Genomic DNA, 5,898 nt, shown 5'->3' with positions numbered 1-5,898 from the left:
CCGCCGGCACGGTCCAGGCTGCCGGCTGCGCCAGCCAGGGCGCGAGGTTGGAAGCGCCTGCCACGGCGCCGGCGATCATGGCGCCGCCACACAGTACCCCGCCGGTCACCATCCCGGCGATGGCGCCGGCGTCGGTCAGTCCCCGCCACCAGATGCCCAGCAGCAGCACCGGGCAGACGGTGGACGCGGTGAACGCGAAAACCAGGCCCACGCTCCCGGCGAGGGCCAGGGAATCCGTCATGAACGCTAACCCCAGCGGCACCACGATGGAGATCACCGCAGCGAGCCGGAAGCCACCCACGCCGGCGCCAAGGACGTCCTGGCTGATCACACCGGCAAGGGATACCACCAGGCCGGACGTGGTGGAGAGGAAGGCGGCAAAGGCGCCGGCCACCACAAGGGCTGACAGCAGGTCTCCGGCGGGGCCGCCCACCAGTTCGCCGGGGAGCAGCAGCACCATGGCATCGGCCTGGTTGGCGCGGGCGAGGCCGGGCGCGAACACCCTGCCCAGGAGCCCGTAGGCCGTGGGAAACAGGTAGAACACGGACAGCAGGCCCAGGACAATGAGCGTGGTCCGCCGGGCAGACTGCCCGTCAGGGTTGGTGTAGAAGCGGACCAGTACGTGGGGAAGCCCGAGGGTCCCGAAGAGGAGGGCCACCAGCAGCGACACGTTCTGGTAAAGGCTGGCGGGGGCAAGGCCGGTGGGGTTCACGGCAGGCGGAGACAGGGCAGGAGTGCCGTTTCCAGCGAGCATAAGGATGATGAACAGGATGGGAACCGCCAGGGCCGTCAGCTTGAGCCAGTACTGGAAAGCCTGGACAAAAGTGATCGAACGCATGCCGCCGGCAACCACTGTCAGGCACACAACAATCACCACGGCCACCGATCCCACCCAGGACGGCAGGCCTGTGGTGATCCGGATGGTCAAAGCGGCGCCGTGGAGCTGCGGCACAATGTACAGCCAGCCCACCAGCACCACCACTAGGCTGGTGACCTTCCGGACAGCCCTGGAATCCAGCCTGGCTTCAGTAAAGTCGGGAATGGTGTACGCCCCGGAGCGCCGCAGCGGGGCTGCCACGAACAGCAGCAGCATCAGGTAGCCGGCGGTGTAGCCGACCGGAAACCACAGGGCATCCGTCCCGGACAGCAGGATGAGGCCGGCAACTCCAAGGAAGCTTGCCGCGGACAGGTACTCGCCGCCGATCGCCGAGGCATTCCACCAGGGCCGCACCGTCCGGGATGCAACATAGAAATCACCGGTGGTCCGCGAGATCCGCAGGCCGTAGAAGCCGATCACCGCAGTGGCCACGGACACCACGGCGAGCGCAGCTATGGCCACGCCTGGATTCATGGTGCCGTCACTGGTCCTTGGCCAGGTCCCGGTACCGCACTTCGTTGCGTGCTGCGGTCCGGATGTACAGCCAGGCGCTGAGCCCGATCAGGGGATAGGTGCCTGCGCCCAGGAGAAGCCAGTCGAAGGGAATGCCCGCGATGCGGGTTTCCGCCAGGCCGGGCACCACGGCCAGCAGCAGCGGAAAGGCGCCAAGGATCAGCAGGAACCCCGCGGCCACCACCAGGGCCAGCCGCAGCTGGGACCGGATCAGGGACCGGACGAAAACCTGCCCCACCTCTGAGTCCTGCGCCGCTTCCCGGCTGTCCCTGGGAGGAAGCGCTGCGGAACGCGGTGCAGTGACCCGTACCCTCGTCATGCGTGCGGCCTGATCCGGGTGGCGCCCAGCTTCTCCCGCACCGTTGGCAGGTGGCGCCGGCTGATGGGAAGGCCGGCACCTGCAACGGTGACACTGGGCCCGTCCGCTGCCAGTTTCATGGATGTCACATGCTTCAGGGCAATAAGGTAGGAGCGGTGCGTCCGGATGAACCCGGCGTCCGCCCACTGCTGTTCGAGGTCGGCCAGGGGCACCCTGATCAGGTAGCTCGCATCTGCGGTGTGCAGCCTGGCATAGTCGCCCTGGGCCTGTACGTACGTGACGTCGTCGCGCCTGATCATTTTGGTAGTGCCGCCTTGGTCCACGGTGATCATCTCAGCCGCCGTACCGCCGTCGCGCAGTTCGCTGATGCGACCCACCGACCGTGCCAGCCGTTCGGCCCGGACCGGCTTGAGCAGGTAATCCACCGCGGCGAGTTCGAAGGCCTTGAGGGCGTGGTCCTCGTCCGCGGTCACGAAAACCACCGCAGGGGGATTCCTTGTGGCGGAGATGGCGCGCGCAATATCCAGCCCGGACACCGCCGGCATATGGATGTCCAGGAAGACGGCGTCGACCGGACCGGCTGCCAAAGCCCGAAGGGCTTCGGTGCCTGATGTGGCGCGAAAGACGGTGCCGATGCGGTCGTCCCGCCCCAGGAGGAAAGCCAGTTCCTCAACGGCGGGCAGCTCATCATCAACGACGAGGACGTTAATCATGTTCCTAGGGTAGCTTCCGCCCCAGGGCAGCGGATCAGGGGAGCATCAGGTCGCAGTCCGTTCTGCAGGTCAGGCATCGTGGCCGGGCTGGGACTTCGGCACCCGCATGGTGATCAGGGTGCCCTCTCCGGGCGCTGTCTCGATGACCAGGCCGTGGTCGTTGCCGTAGACCTGGCGCAGCCGCGCGTCGACATTGCGGAGGCCTACGTGGTCACCCTCAGTGTGGCCGGCCAGCATGGACTGCAGCTGTGCCGGGTCCATGCCGACACCGTCGTCCTCGATGGTCACCTCGGCGAAGGCACCGGCGTCATTAGCCGTGATGGTGATATGCCCCGGGCCTTCCTTGGCCTCCAACCCGTGCCGGACGGCGTTTTCCACCAGCGGCTGGAGGCTGAGGAACGGGATGACGGTGCTGAGTACCTCCGGCGCCACCCGCAGGCTCACCTGTACCCGCTCACCGAAGCGGGCGCGCTCCAGCAACAGGTAGCGGTCGATGCAGCGGAGCTCCTCGGCAAGGGTGGTGAACTCCCCGTGCCGGCGGAACGAGTAGCGGGTGAAGTCGGCGAACTCCACCACCAGCTCCCTGGCACGGGCGGGGTCGGTGTTGATGAAGGAAGCAATGGCATTGAGCGAGTTGTAGATGAAATGCGGGCTGATCTGGGCACGCAACGCACGCACCTCGGCCTCCATCAACAGCGTCCGTGACGCGTCCAGCTCAGCAAGCTCCACCTGCGCAGCCACCCAGTCGGCCACCTCTCCTGTCGCCCGCACCAGGCCCGCTCCTGCCGACGGTGCAAAGGCGGCGACAGCGCCCACCACCCTGGTCCCGGCCCTCACGGGCGCAATGACCGCAGCGAGGTGGCCGCCGGTACCCTCCCTGGAGATGCCCGGCGCAGCGGGGCGGCCCGCCGGGATAACGGCCATCCGCCCGCCCGCGAGCACTCCTTCGGCCAGCGCCATCAGGTGCGGCCGCAATTCCTCTGCCGCACCATCCCACGCCAAGACCCCCACCGTGTCCGTGATGGCCAGGGCATCACAACCAAGCAGCGCTCGCAGTTGCCGGCTCGCTTTTGCTGCGCCGGCCGGGTTCAATCCGCGCCGAAGGTGCTGACCGGCCTGAGACGCGGCGTGGAGCGTGTGATAAGTGGCCCGTTCGGCGTCGGTACCCAGGTCCCGGAAGGACCGCAGCACCTTCAGCCCCACGCCGACGACGACGGCCACGGCCATGGCAATAACGGCCACGGCCGCGGCTGTCAGGAGGGGGGAGTCCAGCATGGTGCCCAGCGTAACGGCGGGTGCCGTTTGTCGCAGCATCCCGACCGCTGAGCGACCGCGCGCGGGCCAGGTCTGGCATCCTGGACGTGGCCCCAGCAGAGTGATTGGAGTCACATTGCGCTATCCCTGCCTGGGATTTGCGGCGGTGTGTCCAAGGCAAGTCTCAATGAGGAGGAACGATGGGTAAGGATGCCCACACTCCGGACGCAGCGGCGTCCGTGGACTTCGTAAAAGTCCAGTCGACCGAGCAGTTCCAGGAACTGCGCAAGCGTCACCGCAGCTTTGTCTTTCCCATGGCAGTCGCATTCCTGCTGTGGTACTTCGCCTACGTCCTGCTGGCGGACTACGCCGTCGACTTCATGTCCACCAAGGTCTGGGGCAACATCAACGTTGGCCTGATTCTTGGGTTGCTGCAGTTCGTCTCGACGTTCGCGATCACCAGTTGGTACGTCAGCTACTCCAACCGGCGGCTCGACCCTATCGCCGCGGACATCCGTAATGAAATTGAAGGGCACGAATTTGATAAGGATGGCAACCGAGTGGGCGGGGTAAACAAATGATCGGGATTCCTGCAGCGGTGGATGTCGCCGCCCTCAAGGAAACCACCCTGCTGAACATGGGTGTCTTCGCTTTGTTCGTGGCCGTGACCATGATCATCGTGCTGCGCGCCAGCCGGAACAACAAGACTGCCGCCGACTACTATGCCGCGGGGCGTTCGTTCACCGGCTCCCAGAACGGTACAGCCATCGCCGGTGACTACCTCTCCGCCGCATCCTTCCTGGGCATCACGGGCGCCATCGCCATCAACGGCTACGACGGCTTCATGTACTCCATCGGCTTCCTGGTGGCCTGGCTGGTGGCGCTGCTGCTGGTCGCTGAACTTCTGCGCAACACCGGCAAGTTCACCATGGCGGACGTGCTGTCCTTCCGGCTGAAGCAGCGCCCGGTGCGCATTGCCGCCGCCATCTCCACGCTGGCAGTCTGCTTCTTTTACCTCCTGGCCCAGATGGCCGGTGCCGGCAGCCTCATCTCGCTGCTGCTGGGCATCAGTGACTGGGGCGGCCAGGCATTGGTGATTATCGTCGTCGGCGCCCTCATGATCATGTACGTACTGATCGGCGGCATGAAGGGCACCACCTGGGTGCAGATCATCAAGGCAGTCCTGCTCATCGCCGGGGCGGCGGTCATGACCCTGTGGGTCCTGGCGATCTACGGCTTCAATCTCTCCAGCCTGCTTGGCGCAGCGGTGGAGACGGCCAACAACCCTGCCGTCCTGAACCCGGGCCTGCAGTACGGAAAGAGTGACACGTCCAAGCTGGACTTCATGTCGCTGGCACTGGCGCTGGTTCTGGGCACCGCCGCGCTGCCGCACGTCCTGATGCGCTTCTACACCGTTCCCACGGCCAAGGAAGCCCGTAAGTCCGTGGTGTGGGCAATCTGGCTGATCGGCCTCTTCTACCTGTTCACGCTGGTCCTGGGCTACGGTGCAGCTGCACTGGTCGGCCCTGAAACGATCCGCTCAGCTCCCGGTGGCGTGAATGCCGCGGCCCCGCTGCTGGCCTTCTACCTGGGTGGGCCGCTGCTCCTGGGCTTCATTTCCGCCGTGGCCTTCGCGACCATCCTCGCTGTTGTGGCAGGCCTGACCATCACCGCTGCCGCATCATTCGCCCACGATATCTACGCCAGCGTGATCTCCAAGGGCAAGGCCGACGCCGAGACTGAAGTCAAGGTGGCCCGGCGCACCGTAGTGGTGATCGGTGTCCTGGCCATCCTGGGCGGCATCCTGGCCAACGGACAAAACGTTGCGTTCCTCGTTGCCCTGGCCTTTGCCGTTGCAGCTTCCGCCAACCTCCCCACCATCGTCTACTCCCTGTTCTGGCGGAAGTTCACCACCCGCGGTGCGGTATGGAGCATGTATGGCGGACTTGGTGCCGCGATCGTCCTGATCATCTTCTCGCCTGTGGTTTCGGGCGCGGCGACCTCCATGATCAAGGACGCAAACTTCGCACTGTTCCCGCTCAGCAACCCGGGCATCGTGTCCATCCCGTTGGCGTTCTTCCTCGGCTGGCTCGGAACCATCACCGACAAGACGCGTGAGGACACAACCAAGCAGGCAGAGATGGAAGTGCGTTCCCTTACCGGTGTCGGCGCAGAGAAGGCTGTGGACCACTAAGGCCCCTGCGGATCAACCACCCGCCACG

At 65.6% G+C, this 5,898-nt stretch carries 6 protein-coding genes; 2 read left to right on the top strand and 4 right to left on the bottom strand.

Features of this window, described 5'->3' with window-relative positions; translation table 11 throughout:
• The 4 genes from AC5RWX_RS29330 to AC5RWX_RS29315 all read right to left on the bottom strand — a co-directional run.
• Window positions 1-1,351: sodium/solute symporter (locus tag AC5RWX_RS29330; protein ID WP_494099752.1), on the bottom strand; the 1,351-nt coding region annotated here is incomplete at its 3' end.
• Between the two features lie 7 nt (window positions 1,352-1,358).
• The gene (locus AC5RWX_RS29325; RefSeq protein ID WP_494099751.1) at window positions 1,359-1,709 is read right to left on the bottom strand and encodes a DUF485 domain-containing protein; all 351 of its coding nucleotides are present in this window, start codon (window positions 1,707-1,709) and stop codon (window positions 1,359-1,361) included.
• Window positions 1,706-2,422 (bottom strand): LytR/AlgR family response regulator transcription factor, encoded by a 717-nt coding sequence (locus AC5RWX_RS29320; protein WP_494099750.1) that lies wholly within the window; start codon window positions 2,420-2,422, stop codon window positions 1,706-1,708. The genes AC5RWX_RS29325 and AC5RWX_RS29320 overlap by 4 nt, the downstream gene beginning before the upstream one ends.
• Before the next feature lie 69 nt (window positions 2,423-2,491).
• On the bottom strand, window positions 2,492-3,697 hold the full coding sequence (locus AC5RWX_RS29315) for a sensor histidine kinase (protein ID WP_494099749.1): 1,206 nt from the start codon (window positions 3,695-3,697) through the stop codon (window positions 2,492-2,494).
• Between the two features lie 179 nt (window positions 3,698-3,876).
• On the opposite strand from AC5RWX_RS29315, the gene AC5RWX_RS29310 reads away from it, so the two are divergent.
• Both AC5RWX_RS29310 and AC5RWX_RS29305 read left to right on the top strand, forming a co-directional pair.
• Complete coding sequence (locus tag AC5RWX_RS29310; RefSeq protein ID WP_494099748.1) at window positions 3,877-4,257, top strand: DUF485 domain-containing protein; 381 nt, start codon at window positions 3,877-3,879, stop codon at window positions 4,255-4,257.
• Window positions 4,254-5,870: a monocarboxylic acid transporter gene (locus tag AC5RWX_RS29305; RefSeq protein ID WP_494099747.1), complete on the top strand. Its 1,617-nt coding sequence runs from the start codon at window positions 4,254-4,256 to the stop codon at window positions 5,868-5,870. The genes AC5RWX_RS29310 and AC5RWX_RS29305 overlap by 4 nt, the downstream gene beginning before the upstream one ends.
• The last annotated feature ends 28 nt before the right edge of the window (window positions 5,871-5,898 follow it).

The sequence above is a fragment of the Arthrobacter sp. SPT-J7 genome (assembly GCF_059089965.1).
The sequence above is the reverse complement of the archived record's forward strand: the minus strand, read 5'-3'. Positions and strand labels throughout refer to the sequence as shown.

Excerpts from the sequence above, each read along its gene's own strand:
- AC5RWX_RS29320 (WP_494099750.1), bottom strand. The coding sequence starts at position 2,422 with ATGATTAACGTCCTCGTCGTTGATGATGAGCTGCCCGCCGTTGAGGAA.
- AC5RWX_RS29315 (WP_494099749.1), bottom strand. The coding sequence starts at position 3,697 with ATGCTGGACTCCCCCCTCCTGACAGCCGCGGCCGTGGCCGTTATTGCC.
- AC5RWX_RS29325 (WP_494099751.1), bottom strand. The coding sequence starts at position 1,709 with ATGACGAGGGTACGGGTCACTGCACCGCGTTCCGCAGCGCTTCCTCCC.
- AC5RWX_RS29310 (WP_494099748.1), top strand. The coding sequence starts at position 3,877 with ATGGGTAAGGATGCCCACACTCCGGACGCAGCGGCGTCCGTGGACTTC.
- AC5RWX_RS29305 (WP_494099747.1), top strand. The coding sequence starts at position 4,254 with ATGATCGGGATTCCTGCAGCGGTGGATGTCGCCGCCCTCAAGGAAACC.